Genomic DNA, 22484 nt, shown 5'->3' with positions numbered 1-22484 from the left:
TGTAAGCAGTTAACTTTAAGCAGTTAGACTGGCTGCAAATAAGCGCATCGCTTGACCACGATGGCTGATTTTATTTTTTTGTTCTTTGTTCAGTTCGGCACTAGAGCACTGTAATGCTGGAATCCAAAACAAGGGATCATAGCCAAAGCCATGTTCACCTCGTGCTTCAGTCAATACTTCGCCGTGCCAGACCCCTTGGAAAATTTGTGGTAATGGGTCTTCAGCATGTTCAACCAGAGCCAGCACGCAAATAAACATTGCATCAATGGCTTGATCGGCTTGGCGATAGGGCTTTAAACGCTCTAATAATAAGGCGTTATTGGCTTGATCATCGCCATGTTCACCGGCATAACGCGCGGAATATATGCCAGGGGCACCGCCTAAGATGGGCACCACCAAACCGGAATCATCGGCAATCGCGGGCTTAGCAGCATGCGCAGCAGCATGACGTGCTTTGATAATGGCATTTTCTACAAAACTCAAGCCATCCTCAATGGCATCGGCGATATTGAGGCGACCTTGCGGAATGACTTGAATTGGCAATTTTAATTGGGCAAATAAATTTTCAAATTCGGCGATTTTTCCTTGGTTATTACTGGCCAATACCAAGCTATCATGTTGTAGCCAATGCGTTGCTTGCATAGAACGGATCTCTTGTTTACGAAATATTGCGCGGCTTTAGTCTAAAGCAATGACCTAAAAAAAGCACCCGAAGGTGCTAGAGAGGATCAAGTTAAATTACTGTGCTTGAATCCATTTGTCAGCGCGTTCACGTGCTGCACGAATTTGTTCTTGGGTGAGGTTGGCGGCCAAAGCCACTTTTTTGGTCTCAGACATATTGATGACTTTGTTGTCGAGCATGCCATCACGGGTAGACAGTTCATACCACTGATAAGCACCGACATAGTTTTTCTTTTGTTCTTCCATAACCGCAAGGTTGAAACTGGCGCGGTTATCACCATGACTGGCTGCTTTTTCAAAGTATTGGCGTGCTAAGGTTTCATTTTTGCCTATACCAATACCATCGGCATACATACGTCCGACATTGAGTTGTGCCGAAGAAATACCTTGATCTGCTGCAGCTTTATACCAAGTAAAAGCTTGCTGTACATCTTGTTTGATGCCTTGACCAGATTGTAAACGTGTTGCCAAATAAAATTGCGCTGCGGCTTGACCTGATTTTGCGGCCTTATAGAGTGCATCGGTTGGCATGTGGGAATATTGTGCGGCTAATGCAGAAGTAGATTGTTGTTGTGGAATATATTCTGCATGGGCATGCATTTGCAGCATACCAAATAATAAGGTACTACCAAGTATTAATTTTTTCATAGAGCACTCACTCGATATATAGCGACTTCACCGAACAAATTTGGGCAATGTTTACTTAAGAAACTGCCTTGTTGGTTCCCATTCACGGCGAGTCTATTGATAATTTGAATCTGATTTTCAGCACATAAAGCTTCAAAATCACGAAAAGTACATAAATGGATATTGGGCGTATTGTACCACATATAAGGCAAAGCCTTAGAAACAGGCATTTCTCCTTTCAGAGCCAAATAAGAACGTGTCTTCCAATAGGCAAAGTTAGGAAAAGTAATAATGGCTTGTTTCCCCACACGGACCATATCTCGTAATAATACATCAGGTGCATCGACTGCTTGCAAGGCTTGAGCCATGACTACATAGTCGAAGGATTGATCTGCAAAACGTTTTAAACCGAGATTCAGGTCTTGCTGGATAATATTTAACCCTCTGCTCACAGCAATTGCAATCTTTTCCTGATCAATTTCTAGACCATACGCACGAATATTGTGTTTTTGACTCATATGTGCCAACAGTTCACCATCACCACAGCCCAAATCCAAGACCGTTGCATTGGGTTTAATCCATTTTTCTGCCAGTTGATGATCAATACGCATTTATATGGACTCCTGTGCTGTTGTGCGCTCTGAAGCCGCGCTCAGAAAGGCTCGGAGTGACTTGACATATAGGGGAATGGGGAACAAGAAAGAGTCATGCCCTTGTTCAGCGTCTATATCTAAATAACTCACAGGTTTTTGATTGCTAATCAGCGCATCCACAATTTCTTGTGAGCGTTGCGGGCTAAACCGCCAATCTGTAGTAAAAGAAATTATCAGGAACTGGCATTGGGTTTGTGCCATGGCTTGGGTCAGAGATTGTTGAAATTCTCGTGATGGATCAAAATAATCCAAAGCCTTGGTCATAATCAGGTAAGTATTGGCATCAAAGTTACGGCTGAATTGTTCACCTTGATAACGTAGATAGCTTTCGACTTGGAATTCCACATCGAAACCATACATAAATTTACCTGATTTTAAATCACGACCAAATTTTTGTTTCATGGCTTCTTCGGATAAATAGGTAATATGTCCAACCATGCGTGCCAAGATCAGCCCACGGCGTGGATAGCTATCATGTTCTAAATAACGCCCGTCATAAAAATCAGGGTCGGATAAAATAGACTGTCGTGCCACTTCATTAAAGGCAATATTTTGTGCCGAAAGCTTCGGCGCACTGGCCACCACGACGCATTTTTGTAGCCGTGTTGGGTAGTCGATGGACCATTGTAATGCCTGCATGCCGCCTAAAGATCCTCCCACAATGGCATACCAGACCTCGATTCCTAAACGATCGGACAACATGGCTTGGGTTTTGACCCAGTCACGTACCGTCACGAGCGGAAAGTCTGGACCATAAGGGCGATTATCATTCTCTGGGTTCGGGGAGGTTGGACCGGTCGAGCCACTACAGCCACCAATGTTGTTGAGTGCAACCACAAAGTAGTGATTGGTATCGATGGCTTTGCCGGGACCAATACAACTGTCCCACCAACCTGCTTTTTTATCATCGGCATGATGATAACCCGCAGCATGATGATGCCCAGAGAGCGCATGGCAAATTAGAATTGCATTGGACTTATCTGCATTGAGTGTGCCATAAGTCTCTATCATGATATCGAAGCGCGGTAATACACGACCACATTCAAGGGCGAGGGGCTCTTCGAATACAATTTTTTGTGGGATAACAATACCCACCGAGTCAGCTGGAAAAGACACAGAATCAATACGTTCCTATATTCATACAGTGAATTTTGACAGGATGGCGATAGTCTCATCCTGTCAAAATATTTATTCGGCTGACAGCTAAACCGCGGCCGCACCGAGTTGAGATTTGTCTAATACGCCTTGGGCGATCAAGCGATTGATGCAAGACATAATCGCTTCAATCGATGAGGTGACAATATTATCGTGTACACCCGCACCAAATGTTGAACGTCCAGTCCCTTTAATCTGTACTTCTAGCAAGGCCAAAGCTTTGGCACTTGCACCTGCACTGATACTGCGTTCTTCATAATTGAGAACATCAATCGGTAGTTGAAGTGCATCTAAAATGGCTGAGATTGGACCATTACCTTCACCGCGAATCTGACGCGACTCACCGTCTATATTGAGCTGTAATTCAATGACTTGTTTACCATCTTGATCAGAAAGTTTATAGCTTTCTGTGCGGTATGCGCCATCTTTACTCTCGACATAGGTTTTTTTGAAGAGTTTCCAAATTTCTTGGGCGGTAATTTCAGTCCCTTCTTCATCGGTTACTTGCTGTACCACTTGTGAGAACTCGATTTGTAAGCGGCGCGGCAAGGAAACGTTATAATGCGATTCTAAGAGATACGCAATGCCGCCTTTACCAGATTGGCTGTTGACACGAATCACCGCATCATAGTCGCGTCCCAAATCTTTGGGATCAATCGGTAAATAAGGCATATCCCAAATGTCTTGGTCTTTTTGGAACTCGAACCCTTTTTTGATGGCATCTTGGTGTGAACCAGAGAAGGCAGTAAAGACCAAGTCCCCTGCATAAGGATGGCGCGGGTGTACGGGTAAACCGGTGCATTCTTCAATGGTGGCAATGATTTCATTGATGTTCGAAAAATCTAAAAGCGGTGCAACCCCTTGGCTATACATATTTAAGGCGATGGCTGCAATATCAACGTTACCGGTACGTTCACCATTACCAAAGACACAGCCTTCGACCCGATCAGCGCCTGCCATAATGGCAAGTTCAGAGGCTGCAATACCACAGCCACGGTCATTATGACAATGTACCGAAATCAATACGCCATCACGACGGGCAATATTACGATGCATCCATTCGATTTGATCGGCATAAACATTTGGGGTTGAGACTTCGACTGTCGCAGGTAAATTGAGAATGACTTTATGCTCTGGGCGTGCATCCCAAATTTCAGTTACGGCGTCACAGACGTCTTTGGCAACTTCAAGCTCAGTAGCACTGAAACATTCTGGGCTATATTGGAAGATCCACTCTGTTGCTGGATATTGTGCCGCATAATGTTTTACTTTTTCGGCAGCATTTACCGCCAATGCTTTGGCACCAGCAATATCGACATTTAATACTTTGCTACGAAAAGTCGGTGAGTTGGCATTATAGATATGCACGATTGCACGTTTTGCACCAGCCAATGCTTCAAAAGTTCGTTCGATCAAGTGATCACGAGCCTGCACCAATACCTCAATATAAACATCATCTGGAATATGGTTTTCTTCAATGAGTTTACGGGTAAAGTCAAAATCAATTTGTGATGCAGACGGGAAGCCGATTTCGATATGTTTAAAGCCAATTTTGACCAACATTTGAAACATTTTAAATTTTTGCTCAATGTTCATGGGTTCAAAAATAGCTTGGTTACCGTCACGGAGATCTGTGCTCATCCAAAGTGGTGCCTGCTCGATTTCTTTATTCGGCCATTGACGGTCGGGCAAATCGACGCGTTGGTACATGCGACGGTATTTTTTACTTGGATCAGCCAACATCATTTCAGAACTCCTTGCTTTACATTACCTACAGATCGGACTGCTTTAGGCAATGTATGGCACTAGATTTTATCTATTTTCAATACGGTTAAATACAATTTGTTGTTAGGGCGATAGCCAAGGACTGGCTGTAAAAAAATTATATGCGCGCAACGCGCAGCATACGCATCAGATGCAAAGATAGATCTGATAAAGGGAGGAGGGCGAGAATAGTTGGGATAGTATTCATGACCCTAAAATTACGTGATCGCTGAGGTCCTGTCAATTGCTAAATGCCTTGAATCATGAAATTTTTTGCGATCATTCTGGTTGTGCTACAACGCACAGAAAATATCGTCTGCAATAAAGCGAAAAACAACAGAAGACTGTTGTTTTTCGAGGAAATCTTATTTTAAGTTGCTTAAATTTGCAGATTTGCTTGAAAATATATTTAAAATACAAGACTATTCTATGCAAATTTCTGAAGTGACTACAGAATTACAGCGAACATTACAGTCTTATAGAAGAATAGTGAGTGATCCGATTGGTAATCTATTGAAATAAAATAATATTTTATCTTGGTTGCTGAAAGCAGGTTTACTATTTTGTATATCTATAAATGTTGGCATATAATGTAGCACTTTTTTTAAAACTGTTTTGATGACTAAAGATATAGAGGAAGCCATGCAAGTAACTTCTGAAGCGGTTTCGGGCGTTGCCCGTCGTTTAAATGTTTCTGTACCGACGAGCCGTGTCAACGAGCAATTTGAGGCTCGTTTAAAACGCACTGCCAAAACTGCGAAGATCAATGGCTTTCGCAAAGGTAAGGTGCCTTTAAACGTTGTTCGCCGTGAATATGGTGCAGGTATTTACCAAGAAGTCGTAAACGATTTGATTCGTGATACGGTTTTTGAAGCAATCCAACAAGAAAAAATCAATGCAGTCGGCATGCCGAACATTGAGAAAGTCGAAAACAAAGACGATGCTTTAGTCTATGAAGCAACTGTTGAAGTTTATCCAGAAGTTGCAGTGAAAGCTTTTGATGGTCTAGAGATTGAACGTAAATCTAGCGAAATCAAAGATGCTGACGTAGATGCGATGCTCGAAAACTTGCAAAAACAACGTCAAACTTGGGTAGAAACCAAAGGTATGGCGAAAAAAGACATGCAAGTGACTTTCGATTTTGAAGGGAGCATTGATGGTGAAAAATTTGAAGGTGGCTCTGCGCAAGATTTCCAATTGGTATTGGGTTCTGGTCGCATGATTCCAGGCTTTGAAGATGGCATTATCGGCATGAAAAAAGGCGAAGAGAAAGTTATCGATGTAACATTCCCTGAAGACTATCAAGCTGAAAATCTTGCTGGTAAAGCTGCTCAATTTAAAATCAATGTAAAATTGGTTGAAAAACCAAAATTACCGGAAATTGATGCTGAGTTCTTAGAAATCTTTGGTATTTCTGAAGAAGATGGAATTGATAAATTAAAAGCAGATGTCCGTAAGAACATGGAACGTGAAGTTAAAAATGGCTTACGTAACCAAGTGAAAGGCGCTGCGTTTGATGCATTGGTTGCTGCAAACGAGGTTGAAGTTCCAAACGCAATGTTGGCACAAGAGATTGATCGTCAACGTCAACAAATGATTCAGCAGTTCACACAACAGTTTGGTGCACAAGGTGCCAAAGCATTTGATAGCAGCATGTTGCCAGATGAGTTGTTTAAAGAACAAGCTGAAAAATCTGTTAAATTGGGTATTTTGGTCAGCAAAGTTTTGGCTGATGCCAACTTAGAAGTTGATGCTGCACGCGTTGAAGCATATATCGAAGATATGGCTTCTTCTTATGAAGATCCAACGGAAGTGATTGAATACTTCAAAAATGACCAACAGCAACGTGCGCAAATTGAAGCAGTTGTATTAGAAGACCAAGTTGTTGATCACATCTTAGCAACAGCGAAAGTGACTGATACCGTGGTAAGCTATGACGAATTGTTGAAAGAGCAACAAGCTCGCCAACAAGGCTAATTAAAGCCATAGTACAAAATAGGCGCTATATGCGCCTATTTTGTTATAGTGTTGTTACATAAGCGTTATCTGTTTAAAAGTGAGGAAAAAATATTTGAGAATTCGGGGTGAATATTTTGCATTTTCTTTTATTTTCACGCATATTGTGGCAATGAGTTTGAGAATTAAAAATTCAGGAATAAATAGCGTATGTATGTTCCAATGATTGAAAATGCTTTAGTACCTGTTGTTGTAGAGCAATCCTCACGTGGTGAGCGTTCTTTTGATATTTTTTCAAGATTATTGCGGGACCGTGTTATCTTTTTAACGGGTGAAGTAGAAGACAACATGGCGAATTTGATTGTCGCACAAATGTTGTTCTTAGAGGCAGAAAACCCAGATAAAGACATTCATCTTTATATCAATTCACCTGGTGGTTCAGTGACTGCAGGGATGGCCATTTATGACACCATGCAATTTATTAAACCCGATGTAGTGACCTATTGTATGGGACAGGCTGCATCGATGGGAGCGTTTCTGCTCAATGCGGGTGCTGCGGGTAAACGTTATTGTTTAGAAAATGCGCGTGTCATGATTCACCAACCTTTGGGTGGTTTCCGTGGTCAAGCTTCTGATATTGAAATTCATGCACGTGAAATTCTATTTATTAAAGAACGTTTAAATCGCTTGATGGCTGAACACAGTGGTCAAGACTATGAAACGGTTGCACGTGATACGGATCGTGATAACTTTATGACTGCACAACAAGCCAAAGAGTATGGTTTGGTCGATGCCGTATTATCCAAACGTCCAGAATAATCAACTTTAAATACAAGATACAGATTTGGAGTAGAAATGTCCGAGCATTCTAAAGGACAAAAACATTGTTCATTTTGCGGTAAGACGCAGTCTGAAGTCGGCAAGTTGATTGCAGGCGAGGATGCATACATTTGTAATGAATGTGTGGATGTTTGCTTGGATTTGGTGCAAACCAGTCAACAAGTTGACCACGGTGATTGGGCAACGCGCCCATTACCAAAACCGCATGAAATTCGTGCTTCACTGGATCAATATGTGATTGGCCAAGATGTTGCCAAGAAAACGCTTTCTGTTGCTGTTTATAACCATTATAAGCGCTTAAAAGCAGCAGTGAATACACATAAAAAAGATGATGTGGTTGAGATTGCCAAAAGTAATATCTTATTAATTGGACCTACAGGTTCTGGTAAGACGTTATTGGCACAAACTTTAGCACGCTTGCTTGATGTACCCTTTGCCATGGCAGATGCCACCACATTGACCGAAGCGGGTTATGTGGGTGAAGATGTTGAAAATATTGTACAGAAGCTATTGCAAAAAGCAGACTACGATGTAGAAAAAGCCCAGAAAGGTATTATTTACATCGATGAGATTGATAAAATCACACGTAAGTCTGAAAACCCATCGATTACCCGTGATGTGTCGGGTGAAGGGGTGCAACAAGCGCTATTGAAAATGATTGAAGGGACTGTGGCATCTATTCCTCCGCAAGGTGGTCGTAAGCATCCACAGCAAGAATTCATTCAAATTGATACCGCAAATATCTTGTTTATTTGTGGTGGCGCTTTTGCTGGGCTGGAAAAAATCGTACAACAACGTCAAGAAAAAGGCGGTATTGGTTTTACAGCAGACATTAGTAGTAAAGATGACACTAAAAAAGCATCTGAATTATTCCGTCAAGTCGAAGCAACCGATTTGGTTAAATTTGGTTTGATTCCTGAGTTCATTGGTCGTTTGCCCGTGTTGGCAATTTTAGATGAGCTTGATGAAGACGCCTTAATGCAGATTTTGACTGAGCCAAAAAATGCATTAACACGTCAATATCAATATCTTTTTGAAATGGAAGATGTCGATCTTATTTTTGAAGATGCTGCATTACGCGCTGTCGCACAAAAAGCTTTGGAACGTAATACAGGCGCACGTGGTCTACGCTCTATTTTAGAAAATGTATTGTTAGAAACCATGTATGATCTGCCGATGCGTGATGATGTTGGGACTGTTGTTATTCATGAGCAAGTGATTACCGAGCATGCCGCACCGACCTATCAGCCGGAACGTCAACCGAAAAAAAATACTGAAAAAGATCCATCCAAAACGGATCTAAAGGTATTGAGTACAAAGTCGGCTTAATATCTTGAGCCGCAGAAAAGAGCCGTGTAGACCCTGTTTACCCGGCTCTTTTTTTATGATGTTTCAGCTATTTTTTGTTTTTAAGCAAAGTTTTGTATTTACGTTCTGCCTTTAAACTAAGCTTTGTTTTTAAAATCAGCTGAGTGCTGTAGCATCCATCACGATTTTTAAATAAACCATCAGTGCATTGAACTTGCTCATAATTTGCAACAGGGTCATAACCTGGTAGCGATGCAGCGTTTAGATGAAATTTTACCGTGATAAAGGTTACACTAGCAGCTTGTTTTACAGTAAGAGTCGCTATGAGCCTAAACAATCTGATTGAGCAGTTAAATCCTCAGCAGCGTATTGCAGCAACGACCTCTGCCAAGCATTGTTTGATTTTGGCGGGTGCTGGATGCGGTAAGACCAAAACCATTGTGGCGCGGGCAGCCTATTTGATTGAGCAAGGCGTCGCAGCACAAAATATTCAGATACTCACATTTACTCGACGCGCAGCCAGCGAGATTGTGAGTCGGGTGCATTTGACCATGGGGGATGCTGCAAAAGGTCTGCGTGCTTCGACATTCCATACTTTTTGTATGTATTTATTGCGCCGTATGCCCAAGGTGTTTGGTTTAACGCAGTTTTCGATTATAGATCGTGATGATCAGTTGATGATTTTTCGTTTGTTGCGGGGCAAAGAGGATTCCAATCGTCAAAATAATCAAATGCCCAAGCCACAGCAGCTTTGTGATTTGTATTCCTATGCACGCAATACCAGACAAAAACTCAGTATTGCACTGGAAAAACAATTACCCGACTACCTTGCACATAAAACAGAAATTGCCGCAGTCATGCAGCAATATGAACAACGCAAACGTGAGCGTAATTTTTTAGATTATGACGATATCTTGGCTGTCGTTGCAGCAGCTTTGGCGCAATCTCCTGCTTTAGTGGCTGAAGTTGCTCGTTTATTTCCTTATATGCTGGTCGATGAGATGCAGGATACCAATCCTTTGCAATGGGCAATCTTAGCGCCACTGAGTGCACATGTGAGTTTATTCTGTGTGGGAGATGATGCGCAGTCTATTTATGCTTTCCGTGGTGCTGACTTTGAAAATATTCATCATTTTAAAGATCGAGTGCCAGATGCTGAAATTTATAAATTAGAAAAAAATTATCGCTCTACCCAAGAAATTTTAGATTTGTCGAATTGGCTGTTAGCTCAAAGCCCTGTGCAATATGACAAAGCCTTGGTTGCACAGCGTGGTGAAGGAATTAAGCCCAGACTGCATATTTTCCCCAATGAGTTTGAGGAAGCGGCATGGATTGTACAGGATATCAAACAACGTCATGTGCAAGATGCTGCGCCTTGGCATGCACATATGGTCTTAGTCCGTTCTGCCTTTGCCGCACGTCATATCGAGGCTGCCTGCATACAAGCCAATGTACCCTATCGGTTTATCGGTGGTATGAAGTTGCTGGAGACGGCACATGTCAAAGATTTAATGAGCTTATTACGCGTGATTGCCAATCCCAATGATGATATTGCGTGGATGCGTTTTCTAACCCTATGGAATGGGGTGGGCGATGTGGGAGCAGGGAAATTAACCCAGCAATTGTTGGCGCAACCCGAACAGTTGGCACAGGCTGATATTTTGCAAAGTTTTGGGCGTATTCCTGTTGAAACCATTCTGATCATGAAGCAGATGGCTGTTTTACAACAGCAAGTTGCGGTTTGCGTTCAGCTTGCTATAGACGCGTTAAAAGCACAGTTGTCTGAGAATTATGCCAAGAAGGATTGGTCTAAGCGTTTGAAAGACTTTGATTTATTGTTGCAATTGGCAGGAAAGCATGTACAGCTTAGTGAGTTCTTAGAGGAATATGTGCTGGAACCGATCTCGATTAGTGAGGTTGAGCGTTTAGAAGAACAAGATGTACTGACGATCATTACAGTACATTCGGCAAAGGGGGCGGAACAAAAAGTGTGCTATGTGGCAAATGTTAGCCCAGGACATTATCCGCATGCACGTGCCCAAGAGGATTTTGCTGCCATTGAGGAGGAGCGTCGAGTATTATATGTTGCGCTGACACGGGCACAAAATGAGTTGATTTTAACCAAACAAAATTTATCTGTTTGGGCAACACAGCGCTTTGATGAACATGGTCGACCATTGGCAAGCTATTTTCTCAATGACTTACCTCGTGCGCTCTGTGGCAGTGTTATTCACCGCGCTCAGCAGCCGTCATTTACGCATGCTCGACAATCTGACAAATTAGCTTTAGATTTTGGTCTTGATCTCGACTAAACTTAACACTTTGTTGTTTGGGCTTGGCATCTGATGGGATGTTAAGTTGTTTTTTATAATGCATCAGCATGTATGTTCATGTTTGTTCGCAGCGATTAGGTAGGTTCATGAAAATTTTAGTTCGTAATTTAGAGCGTTCAATCACCGAAGCAGAGTTGTTGGCATTATTTGAGCCCTATGGTGAGGTAACATCGTGTGCCTTGGTATTGGATCAAGTAACGGGTAAGTCCAAGGGTTTTGGTTTTGTGGAAATGGCAGATCCTCGTCAGGCCGTTCAGGCAATTAAAGGTCTAAATACTTTAAAAGTTAAAGGTATAGGCATTCGTGTCAAGGCAGCAGAAGATAAATAAGTTGCAGTTAAACTGTTGTGTAAAAGTGCTTTATGCAATATTTTGTAGTATTACTCACAGTGTCACTGCTACAGTTTGAGTAAGTGCTGTCATGAAAGTACTGTGGTTGAGCATTGTTTTTCGCACAAATGCTGTTCAATCTATCGAAAAAACACTTTTACTTTCGCAGCAGAGTGATTAGGCTAAATGTACAGCTCATCCTACTACTTGGAATTATGTTATGTCTCGTGTTGCGCGTTATCATGCTGATCGAACCAATCAGAAACTTTATTTTGCTCGACTCGCATGCCAACAAGCTGAAACACTCGAACATAAACAGCAAGCGCAGGCCAATCAAGAGGCTGCCGTATTCCATTTGCAGGGGGCTTTACAGGCTTTTTTACAAGAGCTGGTGCGCTATTATCGTTTGCAAGATAGTGCACCGAGTTTAAAGTCGATAGAAAGTCAATTACAGGCAAAAGGACAAGTTTCACCAGAAATTACCATTTTGCAGCGTTTAGCCCAACAAGGCTTTATTGCTGAATTACAACACGCACATCGGATGTGTATGTATGCACCAGAACCCAGTGCACCACAACCAGAACAAGAAACATCTTCACATTTAATTATTAAAGTCACGCAAAGCGCACAAGCGTGGTTGCCAGACACCAAAATCATTCGTGATTGGCATCAGGCGTTAAGCCAATTGATCGATGGTTTTCGCAATGAAATGGTTGAGTTTTGATATTCATGACGATATGACTTGAAATTAGCAAGTTGCGTCCTGATATATTAATCTTAACGAGAACCCGACCTACTCAAGACACAGGTGTATTGTCTCGACCGACGTTGAGCTTGGAGGATTTATGACAATAGAGCAGCTAAAAGAATTATTTGGCAATCAGGAAGTGGTTCTTGAGTTGGTTCAACTCGAGAATGGTGAAATGGCATTACGTAATGCAGGCTCTGAACAAGACCCATTGGTAACCATTCAATTTAATCAAGACATTCAAGCAATGCTCGGTGATCAGACACCGGTATTGGCGCAACATATGATCCAAGCTGCTTTGTTTGCCTTATTTGAAAAGCAAGTCAATCAATGGCAAGCCCAAGTTGTAGACGAGCAGCCTCGCTATTTTAGCTAAATCATCATGCAGGCGCATTGATCAAAAGCAAGCACGATATCATTGTGCTTGCTTCCATATTTTTATCAACTTAAAGCCAAATAGGGCTATTTATTCTTAAAAGCCACATTTAAAAACTATTTGCTTTCAAAAATGGTCGCTAAAGGAATGGACAGTTTGGCTGCAAGATAGTCATCACTATCAATCAATGCTGGTCCAATGCGTTGAATCCAAACATCATCAGGATGAACATTCCCCACATCACTACGTCTGGGGAGTGGATAAGGTAAGGCTTTGCAAAAGCTCCAAAAATCGATCTGTGATAAATTTCGTACCAAGACATAACGGTTGTCATCAGTAATTTTAATTAAGTTTTGCTTTTGTAGCATGAGCGCATAACTCGGCCAACGACCAATTTCTTCACGTCCCAATACAGCAAGAGCCTCTTGATCACTGACTGCCTCACCGCGTTTTTGTTTATTATAAAATAGCTCTAATAAGTCGAGTAACATCAGCGTTGGATGGCGTGTTTGGATTTTATCTGAGCTAAATGCTGTTAATGCATAACAGATTTCAACACCCAATAAAATAATATTCCAAGACAGGAAAATCCATAATAAGAAAATTGGTAAAGCGGCAAAAGCACCATAAACGATTTCATAGCTGGTGAAATTCGTCATTAAAAATCCAAATAAATTTTTAATCAACTCAAATACCGTAGCGCTAAATAAGCCTGAAATAAAAGCAGCTTTTGCGGGTACGGTACAATTTGGAATCATCCAATATAAAATAAAAAAACCAAGCGTAGTTAATGCAAAGGATAGACACCAAAATAACATTGCGCCATCTACCTGATAACCGACAAAGTTATTACTGAGTAGATTTAGTGATGCAACTGTAGAAGAAATAACAAAAGCACTGCCTAATAAAATCGGACCAAGTGAAATAATGGTCCAATAACGCATAAAACCAATTAAACCACCACGTGTTTCTCTCACCCGCCAGATGCGATTAAATGCGGTTTCAATGCTCATTAACATCATGACGGTGGTGAAAAACAGAAATAAAATACCAATAATGGTTAAGTTACTCGATTTTGCAGTAAAAGCGTTGAGAGCTTTATCAAAGGCAATGGTCGTTTTGGGTAAGAAATTACTATAAATTAATTGCTGTAATTGTTGGCGTGCTGGTTCTAAGGCTTTAATCGAAGAGATAATCACCAAGAAAACGGTCAGCATGGGTACCACCGCAAATAAGGTGGTATAGGTAAGTGATCCGGCTTGTTCGCGGCAACGATCTGCCTCAAAGCGTTTAATCACAAATATGATGAATTGCAACCATGTTTGGTTATAGAAGGGAAGTTTTTTTAAATAGTTTTGCATGTCATTGCCTTAATGCCGCTATTAAATTTTTACATTTCCAATCGGTCCGCAGATTAAAAAAGCATGAAAATATCGTATAGTTCCAATTTTGACTTAATTTAACATGATCATGCAAACTTACATTTTGGTTTTATATTACAGTAAATATGGTGCAACCAAACAAATGGCACATTTAATTGCAGATGGCATAGAAGCTGCGGGCATGGCTGTTAAAATACGTACTGTACCGAATATAACAACCGAGACACAAATTGCCGCCGCAAGTATTCCAGCAGATGGCGATATTTATTGTAGTTTAGATGATTTAGCCGGATGTGCAGGTTTAGCCTTGGGCTCACCGACTCGTTTTGGCAATATGGCCAGTGAAATGAAGTATTTTTGGGATCAAAGCACCAGTTTATGGCTCAATGGTGCCTTACATGGGAAACCTGCTTGTGTCTTTACCAGCTCAGGTTCAATGCATGGCGGTCAAGAAAGCACCTTACTCAGCATGCTCCCACCTTTGTTTCACCACGGCATGCTTTTGCTGGGGCTCAAGAATGCCAATCCAGCATTATCCAATACCAAAACTGGCGGAACGCCTTATGGTGCTAGTCATGTGAGCGGTCCAAGGCATGATCAAAGTCTGAGTGCTGATGAAAAATCCTTATGTTTTGAGCAGGGTAAATATTTAGCTGAAATAGCTAAAAAGCTTATTTAATGCTTTGAAGAGAGGCTAAAGCTGATAATGTAGTGATATGTATCACATTATTTATTTTTAACATTAGTAACGCTTAAGAATTGAAAAATAAGTTATTATTTGTGATGGCAACAGCATTTGTGCGTTGCCTCAAGATATGTCAGGTCTGTTTGATCAATCGATAAGAGTTATTATGAATAAATATTTAATGAGTGGCGTACTGTTCAGCGCCTTAGTCGCAGCAGGTTGTAGTACAACAGAGACCTCACGTACAATTCAAAGCCCACAAGTGACAGCTGCAACCGCACCAGCATATCAAGGTCCGAAAACACCGGTTTCTATTGGTAAATTTGACAATCGTTCCAGTTATATGCGCGGCATTTTTAGCGACAATGTAGATCGTCTAGGAGGGCAAGCGAAAACAATTCTAGAAACGCATTTACAGCAGAGTGGATATTTTGCGGTATTAAACCGCGATAATTTATCTGAACTACAGCAAGAAGCGGGTTTCAATAAAAGTGCACAAAATATCCGTGGTGCACGTTATGTGATTACTGGGGATGTAGTTGAATTTGGTCGTAAAGAAGTTGGTGACCAGCAATTATTTGGTATTTTAGGGCGTGGAAAACAACAAGTCGCATATGCCAAAGTCAATCTCAATATTTTGGATGTACAGACTTCACAAGTTGTGCACTCGGTACAAGGTGCAGGGGAATATGCTTTAAGTGCACGTGAAGTACTTGGTTTTGGTACCACGGCATCTTATGACTCGACATTAAATGGTAAGGTATTGGATTTGGCGGTACGTGAAGCGGTAAATCATGTGGTTGCAGATATTCAGAATCAACGCTGGGTTATTCGATAATTATTTAATTTCGATAATTACTCAATAAAGAGAAATTCATGAGAATTTTAATATTGCTATTATTGACTAGCTTTGTTGTTGGTTGTAGCACGATGGAAAGTACTAAACCTCAATACTATTGGGGCAGTTATCCAGCTCAGACGTATTTAATGTATAACAAGTCAGAAAAAGCAACGCCTGCCGCACAAATTGCAGTTTTAGAAGCCGATATAGAGAAAGCAAGAGCGGGTAATATCGGGGTGGCACCCGGTATTTATGCGCATTTGGGTTTGATGTATCTAGAGCTAAACAATGCCGATAAAGCCGCGACATATTTTGAGCTCGAAGCGCAAAGCTATCCCGAGTCTAGAATCTTGATGAAACAGTTTCTAGATAAAATGGCTGGTAAAGGTGTTGCTGGTAAAGGTGGCGTAAAATCATGAACAAAACTTTTGCGCTGTTATCGGTCGTGGTGACCTGTTTGGGACTGAGTGCCTGTCAATTACCGAGTAGCACGATACCCAGTAAGGATGTTAGTGCTTATCAAGCTTATATGCCGCGCTCCATCTTGGTATTGCCACCGGTAAATGATTCACCAGATGTCAAAGCAAGTTATACGGTCTGGTCTACAGTCAGTGTACCTGTCGCAAATGCAGGTTATTACGTTTTTCCAATGGCTGTGGTTGATCGCATGTTTCAGGAAAATGGCGTACATCTACCCGCTGAAGCACAGTCGATTGATCCTGCTAAACTGCAGCAGATTTTTGGTGCGGATGCAGCATTGTATATCCGTATTAAAGACTATGGTGCGAGCTATCAGGTCATACAGAGTGTGGTGAAAGTTGCGGTTGAAGCCAAACTGGTAGATTTAAAAACCGGTACTGTCTTATGGCAAGGTAAAAAGTCTGTGACTGATACGGGGAATAACAACGACTCTGGACTGCTGGGGGCGTTGATTGGTGCATTGGTCGATCAGATTGCCAATAATCTACAAGATCGCGCTTATCCTTTGGCGACCAGTATGAGCCATGCTTTATTTACACCAACGCCAACGAGACCAGGACAGGGCTTACTGTTTGGTCCGCGTTCACCAGAGTATGCCAAACAGGCTGAAATGAGATAGTGCATGTCTTGAGCAGTATCTTTGCTGTGCTATATGCATGCTGTTTTTGAGCTCAGCAAAAAAAAACGCCTTAATTTTCATTAGGGCGTTTTTTAAAGTGGGTTGAAGATACTTAGTCTTCGTGCACAAATTCAACTGTACCGTTGTTGAGTGATTTAACGCGGGCTAAGGATTCAACACGATAGCCTTGCTCTAATAATAATTCACGACCCGGTTGGAAGGATTTTTCAATCACAATCCCGATACCGACCACTTCAGCATTTGCTTGGTGAATGAGATCGGCCAAACCTAAGGCTGCTTGACCATTGGCTAAGAAGTCGTCAATTACCAAGGCTTTGTCATTGGCATTGATATGTTTATTGGAAATTGCAATCGTGCTTTCAGTTTGCTTCGTAAAAGAAAATACTTTAGAACGATATAAATCATCTTTTAAGGTAAGAGACTGGTATTTACGTGCAAAAATAACTGGAACACCTAACTCTAAACCTGCCATCACTGCTGGTGCTATACCAGAAGCTTCGATGGTGATGATCTTGGTAATGCCTGCATCTTTAAAGCGACGTGCAAACTCCTGACCGATTAGTTGCATAAGCACGGGGTCAATTTGATGATTGAGAAAAGAATCGACTTTTAGAACCTGATCAGATAAAACGATGCCTTCCGCTAAAATTTTCTGTTCGAGCGCATGCACGGGGAGAGTCCTCTATGGCCAGTTGCTGTTTAAAGCAAAAGCGTATTTTAAAAAGCAACTGGAAAAATGCAAGTCGAAATTACAGAGAATTGTGAGAATTTATGCAATTCGGCTTATTTCTTATAAGAAGTCAGTAATAAACTATAAGAAGTCTTGCCATCTTGGTGACTCATTTTGACAGGAAGGTAGTCCAATTGTGGGGCTAGCCAGAACACTGAATTTTTATCTGCCTTATTGTGTTTGAGTAATACTTTAATGGTTTCAAAGGTACCATAAGGCGTTTTGATATTTTCTTTACCCTGATTTACAAATTGGCGTGCATCGACACTTTTGGCATCGGCAATATAATAGGTGCCCTTTAAGCCAGAACCTTTCAGATCTTCACGTACTTGTAATTCGGCATTGAGTTCATCTAGTACGCCATCTCGCCACGCAAAACTACGCGATTTGCTGTCTTTTTTGGTGTTAATGGTTTTGGCTGTCGGGTTAAATTGAATATTCAGAGTATTGTTATGTACTAGAATTTTACTTGAACGACTAAAACTACTTGAGGTGATTTTGCCATTATTGAGGCTAAAACGGCTGGTTTCATTGGCAGAGGCAATCGCGGCAGCTTTGGCACTAAAGCTATATACCCATTGATTGCCATTTTGACTCAAACTACGTGTGGCTGTTCCCATGTTTTTGCCATTATAAGAAAATTGATAGGTGGCATTAAATGGGCTTAAGGCATAACTGTTACTAGAAAGGCTGCCGAATACTAAGAAAGCGCCCACAGCAAAAAACGATTTAAATTTTTTAGAATGTTTCTTCAATAGGGTTGTCATCTCGATATCACCTGTTTGCTTGAGCAATATGTATCATTACATTGAATTAAGGATAAAAAATTAAAGCAATGTATTAAATACTGCAAATAATCATACACCGATCAAGGTGTTAAGCACACAGCATTTATAGATGGAGAACAATTATCGAACAGTTGTTATTCACTCACGATTTCATCGTTTTCTATAGGAGATGTAACTGTTTTTTCAGTATTTTGCTCAAGTTTATTGAATAGCGCAGCAATATTGACATTGCCATAGACGTAGAGCTGTTCTTCTGCAACCGTAGCGTGATTGATATTGACTTTATTGAGGGTGTCAATAATCGCAGCAGATTTACCTAACCAACGGTTTAGGCTGAGATGCAGGAGTTCATCTTTGACTTCCACAATGTCATATTTTTGTAGAATTGGACCGAGAGGGTCGCGTTTTAAAATTTTATGATAAACAAAGATGGCACTATAAAATGCCCATTTTAACCAGAGTTTTTCGAATTTGGCTTCGAGCACTTGAGTTTGGCTTATTTGTTCAAAGACAATAAGTTGCTGGTCCTTATTCATTAGCATTTGCAGTAACTTGAGGTCGACAGACAACACCGTATATAAACCTGCAATATCGATCGTGGCATAGAGACGTAGCCAATCATCGTGCAAGTCGGCATGTAAATCTTTAATAAACGAGACATTGTCTGTGACATAACGCTTTAGTGTGGCATTTAGGAATTCTTGCGAGATGGGGAAGCGTCTTTCTTCTTCAATAAAGTTTTCAGCTTTTTCATAAACACTTTGAACTTGCTGAACAATTTTACTTATAAAATTTGACATCGTCTGTAAATCCCAAAATCGTGGTATGACGCAAGCAAGCGAGCATACATACTGGTGCTGTCAAGGCCATGTCAGTTGGCACAGGTTTATTTTATGAAGTCTTGCCAGGAAGAACATTTCACCAGCAAAAGGCTGCCCAGTATAAACTAGTTTTGGGCTGTTGAATATAAAATGTGATGTTGTTGGCGAGATGCCTAAGCAATCCCTGTGGAAATGTTAGGCATGGTTTGGGCTGTGATGTTGTTTAGGTTAAGGCTCTATTACGGTATAGGGATCGTCATAGCCAAGTTTATGTAAAATAGCGATTTCTAACGCTTCCATTTCTTCGGCATCTTGTTCACTGGTTTCATGATCATAGCCCAATAAATGTAGTGTGCCATGTACCAGCATATGGCTAAAATGCTCCAATGCTGTTTTCTGCTGCTGTTCCGCTTCAGCGAGAACAACGGGAATACAAATCACCAAATCACCCAGAGGTCTGGCTGCAAGCATTGGCAGTACCGATTCAGGAACTTCGCTTGGAAAAGACAGCACATTGGTCGGTTTGTTTTTTTGACGATAGGTTGCGTTTAATGTTTGGCTTTGCTGTTCATCAACACAAGCAATGCCAATTTCACAGTCTTGTTCAATATCTAGATGTTGCAATGCAGTTAAAATTACTTTTTTGAGATAGCCCCGTTTCAGCACCAAATTTGGTGCTTGAAAGGGCTGTTGTACAGAGAGGCTGAGTTTCAAAATCAATCCTTTAAAACTAAACTGGGCTTTGGTGCTGTGCATCTGCAGCGGCATCATTTTCGGCTTCTAATGCCTCTTGACGCGCTTTACGTTCGGCACGGGCTTCAGCTGAAAGTCGATGTTGCTCACTGTCCCAACCTTCATAGGCTTCGACAATTTTTTGTACCAGCTGGTGACGGACTACGTCACGTGAATGAAAGCGGGTAATATGAATTTCCGAGACCTTCTCCAGTACACGCAAAGCATGCGCGAGACCAGATTGTTGACCGCGGGGTAAGTCGACTTGTGTGATGTCTCCAGTAATAACAGCGCGAGAACCAAAACCGAGTCGGGTTAAGAACATTTTCATTTGTTCTGGGGTGGTATTCTGGGCTTCGTCTAAAATGACAAAAGAATGGTTCAGTGTACGACCTCGCATATAGGCCAGCGGTGCCACTTCGATGATTTGGCGCTCAATCAGTTTGGCGACTTTTTCAAAGCCAAGCATTTCATATAAAGCGTCATACAGTGGGCGTAGATAAGGGTCAATTTTCTGACTCAAATCACCTGGTAGAAAACCAAGTTTTTCACCGGCTTCCACGGCGGGGCGTACCAGTAAAATACGTTGGATTTCATTACGTTCCAACATATCGACTGCGGCGGCCACAGCAAGGTAGGTTTTACCTGTCCCTGCTGGACCGATCCCAAAAGAAATATCACTTTGCAAAATACGTTGTACGTAGCGTTTTTGGTTGGCGCCACGTGGATTGATACGTCCTTTACGGGTTTGTAACCAGACTTCATCTAATCCAGTGTGCTCCTGATCGAGGTCTTCTTGTAACTCTCGATCTGTTTGGCTGCCTTGAATCATCAGATGTAAAGTATCTGCGCTAATTTGTGATGCCGTTTCGGCTTCTAGGTAGAGGCGTTGTAATAAACTTTCTGCCCGCTCCACGGCATCAAGTTCCCCATCTACAGCAAAAATATCACCGCGATGGGAAATACTGACATTTAAACGTTGCTCGATTTGTTTCAAATGACCGTTATATGCACCCAGCATACTTTGTAAACGTTCCAATGAAACACCAGGAAAAGTTACTGTACGTCGAATCGTTGCAGTCAAGAGATATCCTTTGGGGGTTGTTATGTTATGTGCCTACATTACGCCACGTCGGGTTCAAGATTCAAGAGTTCACCATAAACTAAATTTAAAGTTTTGATTTCAGTAATCTCAATTTCCGCGAAACGCCCAACCCATGCGGGATCGCCAATAAATGTTACTAGGCGTGTATTGTCAGCAGTGCCCACCAATAAGTCTGGATTTTTGTCAGACACTTTTTCGATGAGGACGCGTTGAATGCTTCCTAACATGGCATCGGTTTTACGAATACTGGATTGTTTGATCCACTGTTGTACCATGGCAAGACGTTGCTTTTTCACATCTTCAGGCGTGTCATCCGCCAGCTCTGCTGCGGGTGTACCGGGACGTTTGGAGTAGATAAAGCTATAGGAATGGTCGAAATCGAGATCTTGAATAAACTGATAGGTCTCCGCGAAATTTTCATCGCTTTCGCCAGGAAAGCCAATGATAAAGTCACTGGACAAATGCATATCTGGGCGAACTTTACGTAATTTGGCAATCTTCTCGATATAGACATCAATATGATGGTTGCGCTTCATTGCTTGCAGCACCGCATTGGAGCCGCTTTGTACCGGCAGATGCAAATGAGACACCATTTGTGGTAGATCACGATAGCATTCAATGAGTTCTTCAGAGAATTCTAAGGGGTGCGAGGTGGTATAGCGAATACGACCAATGCCTGGGATTTCAGCAACCAAACGCAGTAATTGTGCAAAGTTACAGATTTCACCATCGAAGGTTTCACCGCGATAGCCATTGACGTTTTGTCCCAACAGAGACACTTCCCGCACGCCTTTTTCAGCAAGGCTGACAATTTCTGCTAAAACGTCATCGAGTGGACGTGAAACTTCTTCACCACGGGTATACGGTACCACACAGAAAGAGCAGTATTTTGAGCAACCTTCCATGATGGACACAAAAGCTTTGTGACCTTCAACACGCGGTTCTGGTAAGAAATCAAATTTTTCAATGTCAGGAAATGAAATATCAACCAAACGAATTTTTGCTTGTTTAGGTTTTTCAATCTGTTCTTGATGTTGGTCAAGCATTTGCGGCAAACGGTGCAAGGTTTGTGGTCCAAACACCATGTCGACATAGGGGGCACGTTTTTGAATGTTGTCGCCTTCTTGAGATGCAACACACCCCCCCACACCAATGACGAGGTCAGGATTTTTTTGTTTCAGTTTGCGCCAACGACCTAATTCAGAAAAAACTTTCTCTTGGGCTTTTTCACGAATTGAGCAAGTATTCATCAATAAGATGTCTGCTTCATTGGGATCATTGGTGAGGACATATCCATGTGAGTCGCCTAAAAGGTCTGCCATACGGTGACTGTCGTACTCATTCATCTGACAACCTTGTGTTTCTATGTACAGCTTTTTAACTGTTGTAGATTGAACAAGGCTGTGCTGTGGCTGGTGGACAGTGTTTTCTGAGGCAGCTTTGGCAACAGAGGGGATGAAGGTTTGAACCGTCATACAGGCTCCTTTACGAATAACAGCGAAATCGGGCT

The 22484-nt window shown here is 41.7% G+C and carries 23 protein-coding genes; 11 read left to right on the top strand and 12 right to left on the bottom strand.

Annotated features, from left to right (window positions below):
- Positions 1–15 precede the first annotated feature (15 nt).
- The 5 genes from rdgB to leuA form a co-directional block, all read right to left on the bottom strand.
- Entirely contained in the window at positions 16–642 is a 627-nt protein-coding gene (gene rdgB / locus BFG52_RS14340) for an RdgB/HAM1 family non-canonical purine NTP pyrophosphatase (protein ID WP_067557716.1), read from the bottom strand.
- Between the two features lie 96 nt (positions 643–738).
- Complete coding sequence (locus BFG52_RS14335) at positions 739–1329, bottom strand: tetratricopeptide repeat protein (RefSeq protein WP_067557713.1); 591 nt, start codon at positions 1327–1329, stop codon at positions 739–741.
- Complete coding sequence (gene metW, locus BFG52_RS14330) at positions 1326–1919, bottom strand: methionine biosynthesis protein MetW (RefSeq protein WP_067557709.1); 594 nt, start codon at positions 1917–1919, stop codon at positions 1326–1328. The genes BFG52_RS14335 and metW overlap by 4 nt, the downstream gene beginning before the upstream one ends.
- Complete coding sequence (gene metX / locus BFG52_RS14325) at positions 1920–3077, bottom strand: homoserine O-succinyltransferase MetX (protein WP_067557706.1); 1158 nt, start codon at positions 3075–3077, stop codon at positions 1920–1922.
- Between the two features lie 87 nt (positions 3078–3164).
- A complete protein-coding gene (gene leuA, locus BFG52_RS14320; protein WP_067557703.1) occupies positions 3165–4862 on the bottom strand; it encodes a 2-isopropylmalate synthase in 1698 nt (565 codons plus the stop codon).
- A gap of 660 nt (positions 4863–5522) precedes the next feature.
- On the opposite strand from leuA, the gene tig reads away from it, so the two are divergent.
- From tig to BFG52_RS14285, 7 genes are all read left to right on the top strand, one after another.
- Positions 5523–6857: a trigger factor gene (gene tig, locus BFG52_RS14315; protein ID WP_067557700.1), complete on the top strand. Its 1335-nt coding sequence runs from the start codon at positions 5523–5525 to the stop codon at positions 6855–6857.
- Between the two features lie 189 nt (positions 6858–7046).
- Entirely contained in the window at positions 7047–7655 is a 609-nt protein-coding gene (clpP, locus tag BFG52_RS14310) for an ATP-dependent Clp endopeptidase proteolytic subunit ClpP (RefSeq protein ID WP_067557697.1), read from the top strand.
- A gap of 36 nt (positions 7656–7691) precedes the next feature.
- Positions 7692–9005, top strand: a complete 1314-nt coding sequence (gene clpX / locus BFG52_RS14305) for an ATP-dependent Clp protease ATP-binding subunit ClpX (RefSeq protein ID WP_067557694.1) — start codon at positions 7692–7694, stop codon at positions 9003–9005.
- Positions 9006–9307: 302 nt separating this feature from the next.
- A complete protein-coding gene (locus BFG52_RS14300; RefSeq protein ID WP_067557691.1) occupies positions 9308–11296 on the top strand; it encodes an ATP-dependent helicase in 1989 nt (662 codons plus the stop codon).
- Between the two features lie 107 nt (positions 11297–11403).
- The gene (locus BFG52_RS14295; RefSeq protein ID WP_067557688.1) at positions 11404–11646 is read left to right on the top strand and encodes an RNA recognition motif domain-containing protein; all 243 of its coding nucleotides are present in this window, start codon (positions 11404–11406) and stop codon (positions 11644–11646) included.
- Between the two features lie 220 nt (positions 11647–11866).
- The gene (locus BFG52_RS14290; RefSeq protein WP_067557686.1) at positions 11867–12370 is read left to right on the top strand and encodes a DUF6586 family protein; all 504 of its coding nucleotides are present in this window, start codon (positions 11867–11869) and stop codon (positions 12368–12370) included.
- 121 nt (positions 12371–12491) lie between these two features.
- Positions 12492–12770: a hypothetical protein gene (locus BFG52_RS14285; protein ID WP_067557683.1), complete on the top strand. Its 279-nt coding sequence runs from the start codon at positions 12492–12494 to the stop codon at positions 12768–12770.
- Positions 12771–12886: 116 nt separating this feature from the next.
- Here the strand turns inward: BFG52_RS14285 and BFG52_RS14280 are convergent, their stop codons facing one another.
- Positions 12887–14131: a YihY family inner membrane protein gene (locus tag BFG52_RS14280; RefSeq protein ID WP_067557679.1), complete on the bottom strand. Its 1245-nt coding sequence runs from the start codon at positions 14129–14131 to the stop codon at positions 12887–12889.
- Between the two features lie 109 nt (positions 14132–14240).
- Here BFG52_RS14280 and wrbA point away from each other — a divergent pair, with 109 nt between their 5' ends.
- The 4 genes from wrbA (at position 14241) to BFG52_RS14260 (ending at position 16777) form a co-directional block, all read left to right on the top strand.
- Complete coding sequence (wrbA, locus tag BFG52_RS14275) at positions 14241–14831, top strand: NAD(P)H:quinone oxidoreductase (protein WP_067557675.1); 591 nt, start codon at positions 14241–14243, stop codon at positions 14829–14831.
- A 187-nt stretch (positions 14832–15018) separates the two neighbouring features.
- On the top strand, positions 15019–15675 hold the full coding sequence (locus BFG52_RS14270) for a CsgG/HfaB family protein (protein ID WP_407639259.1): 657 nt from the start codon (positions 15019–15021) through the stop codon (positions 15673–15675).
- 38 nt (positions 15676–15713) lie between these two features.
- On the top strand, positions 15714–16097 hold the full coding sequence (locus tag BFG52_RS14265) for a DUF4810 domain-containing protein (RefSeq protein ID WP_067557668.1): 384 nt from the start codon (positions 15714–15716) through the stop codon (positions 16095–16097).
- Entirely contained in the window at positions 16094–16777 is a 684-nt protein-coding gene (locus BFG52_RS14260) for a DUF799 domain-containing protein (RefSeq protein WP_067557665.1), read from the top strand. The genes BFG52_RS14265 and BFG52_RS14260 overlap by 4 nt, the downstream gene beginning before the upstream one ends.
- 112 nt (positions 16778–16889) lie before the next feature.
- Here the strand turns inward: BFG52_RS14260 and BFG52_RS14255 are convergent, their stop codons facing one another.
- The 6 genes from BFG52_RS14255 to miaB all read right to left on the bottom strand — a co-directional run bounded on the left by BFG52_RS14255 (position 16890) and on the right by miaB (position 22449).
- A complete protein-coding gene (locus BFG52_RS14255) occupies positions 16890–17468 on the bottom strand; it encodes a xanthine phosphoribosyltransferase (RefSeq protein ID WP_067557662.1) in 579 nt (192 codons plus the stop codon).
- Between the two features lie 113 nt (positions 17469–17581).
- Positions 17582–18295, bottom strand: coding sequence for a DUF3108 domain-containing protein (locus BFG52_RS14250; RefSeq protein ID WP_067559604.1), 714 nt, complete (start codon positions 18293–18295; stop codon positions 17582–17584).
- 155 nt (positions 18296–18450) lie between these two features.
- Positions 18451–19116 carry a hypothetical protein gene (locus BFG52_RS14245; protein WP_067557659.1) on the bottom strand — a complete coding sequence of 222 codons (666 nt, stop codon included), beginning with the start codon at positions 19114–19116 and terminating at the stop codon, positions 18451–18453.
- A gap of 249 nt (positions 19117–19365) precedes the next feature.
- Positions 19366–19851, bottom strand: coding sequence for an rRNA maturation RNase YbeY (ybeY, locus tag BFG52_RS14240; RefSeq protein WP_067559601.1), 486 nt, complete (start codon positions 19849–19851; stop codon positions 19366–19368).
- A 16-nt stretch (positions 19852–19867) separates the two neighbouring features.
- Positions 19868–20953: a PhoH family protein gene (locus BFG52_RS14235; RefSeq protein WP_067557656.1), complete on the bottom strand. Its 1086-nt coding sequence runs from the start codon at positions 20951–20953 to the stop codon at positions 19868–19870.
- Between the two features lie 38 nt (positions 20954–20991).
- A complete protein-coding gene (gene miaB / locus BFG52_RS14230) occupies positions 20992–22449 on the bottom strand; it encodes a tRNA (N6-isopentenyl adenosine(37)-C2)-methylthiotransferase MiaB (RefSeq protein ID WP_067557654.1) in 1458 nt (485 codons plus the stop codon).
- Positions 22450–22484: the final 35 nt, after the last annotated feature.

This window comes from Acinetobacter larvae, from assembly GCF_001704115.1.
Classification (GTDB): Bacteria; Pseudomonadota; Gammaproteobacteria; order Pseudomonadales; family Moraxellaceae; genus Acinetobacter; species Acinetobacter larvae.
This window is presented reverse-complemented; position numbering and strand designations above follow the sequence as displayed.

Bases quoted from the DNA above. Each gene is read 5' to 3' on its own strand.
- rdgB (WP_067557716.1), bottom strand. From the start codon at position 642: ATGCAAGCAACGCATTGGCTACAACATGATAGCTTGGTATTGGCCAGT.
- BFG52_RS14335 (WP_067557713.1), bottom strand. From the start codon at position 1,329: ATGAAAAAATTAATACTTGGTAGTACCTTATTATTTGGTATGCTGCAA.
- metW (WP_067557709.1), bottom strand. From the start codon at position 1,919: ATGCGTATTGATCATCAACTGGCAGAAAAATGGATTAAACCCAATGCA.
- leuA (WP_067557703.1), bottom strand. From the start codon at position 4,862: ATGATGTTGGCTGATCCAAGTAAAAAATACCGTCGCATGTACCAACGC.
- tig (WP_067557700.1), top strand. From the start codon at position 5,523: ATGCAAGTAACTTCTGAAGCGGTTTCGGGCGTTGCCCGTCGTTTAAAT.
- clpP (WP_067557697.1), top strand. From the start codon at position 7,047: ATGTATGTTCCAATGATTGAAAATGCTTTAGTACCTGTTGTTGTAGAG.
- clpX (WP_067557694.1), top strand. From the start codon at position 7,692: ATGTCCGAGCATTCTAAAGGACAAAAACATTGTTCATTTTGCGGTAAG.
- BFG52_RS14300 (WP_067557691.1), top strand. From the start codon at position 9,308: ATGAGCCTAAACAATCTGATTGAGCAGTTAAATCCTCAGCAGCGTATT.
- BFG52_RS14295 (WP_067557688.1), top strand. From the start codon at position 11,404: ATGAAAATTTTAGTTCGTAATTTAGAGCGTTCAATCACCGAAGCAGAG.
- BFG52_RS14290 (WP_067557686.1), top strand. From the start codon at position 11,867: ATGTCTCGTGTTGCGCGTTATCATGCTGATCGAACCAATCAGAAACTT.
- BFG52_RS14285 (WP_067557683.1), top strand. From the start codon at position 12,492: ATGACAATAGAGCAGCTAAAAGAATTATTTGGCAATCAGGAAGTGGTT.
- BFG52_RS14280 (WP_067557679.1), bottom strand. From the start codon at position 14,131: ATGCAAAACTATTTAAAAAAACTTCCCTTCTATAACCAAACATGGTTG.
- wrbA (WP_067557675.1), top strand. From the start codon at position 14,241: ATGCAAACTTACATTTTGGTTTTATATTACAGTAAATATGGTGCAACC.
- BFG52_RS14270 (WP_407639259.1), top strand. From the start codon at position 15,019: ATGAGTGGCGTACTGTTCAGCGCCTTAGTCGCAGCAGGTTGTAGTACA.
- BFG52_RS14265 (WP_067557668.1), top strand. From the start codon at position 15,714: ATGAGAATTTTAATATTGCTATTATTGACTAGCTTTGTTGTTGGTTGT.
- BFG52_RS14260 (WP_067557665.1), top strand. From the start codon at position 16,094: ATGAACAAAACTTTTGCGCTGTTATCGGTCGTGGTGACCTGTTTGGGA.
- BFG52_RS14250 (WP_067559604.1), bottom strand. From the start codon at position 18,295: ATGACAACCCTATTGAAGAAACATTCTAAAAAATTTAAATCGTTTTTT.
- BFG52_RS14245 (WP_067557659.1), bottom strand. From the start codon at position 19,116: ATGTCAAATTTTATAAGTAAAATTGTTCAGCAAGTTCAAAGTGTTTAT.
- miaB (WP_067557654.1), bottom strand. From the start codon at position 22,449: ATGACGGTTCAAACCTTCATCCCCTCTGTTGCCAAAGCTGCCTCAGAA.